Genomic DNA, 536 nt, shown 5'->3' on the forward strand with positions numbered 1-536 from the left:
TCCCAACTCTTTTGTCATTGCCCACAACGACATGGAGACCACCGCAAATATCGCTCCTAACCATTCAATGCTACTTGGACTCAAATTCAGTAGCTGATTGATATCCACTTGGAATGAGGTCATTACGGCCACCATGCTCGCAGGGATTATCAACCACTTCCAGAATGCGCCTTGAAGATTAATCGCACGTTGCTCTAAAGGTGTGTATCGCTCGCTTTGATGCTGACAACAATGGTGGTGAGCGCTCGCTTGCTTTGGCTCGGGGCGTAGAAAATCATCAGGATGAAATGCATTGACGATCAAACCCGAAACCGTACCTACCACAATGCCAAGTGCGACGACGCCAGCGCCGACGGACGGTTTTGCCGCGAGTAACAAGAATGCTGCATCGCCCATGGTTGATGTCAGTACGGCTACGATTGCGCCAAAACCTACTCGTCCGCTAATAAATTGAGTCGTAACAACAATAGCGCCGCCACAGCCTGGAAGCGCACCGAGTAGGGCCGCAAAAAACACCTGATGATGACGAGAGCGAT

Annotated in this window: 1 protein-coding gene; it reads right to left on the reverse strand. The window is 50.6% G+C overall.

Annotated elements, in window-relative coordinates; translation table 11 throughout:
* Positions 1-536 (reverse strand): putative manganese transporter (locus R7E78_RS29995; protein WP_318059123.1); only part of this gene is annotated, 536 nt, incomplete at both ends.

The organism is Vibrio sp. YT-19(2023) (assembly GCF_033337395.1).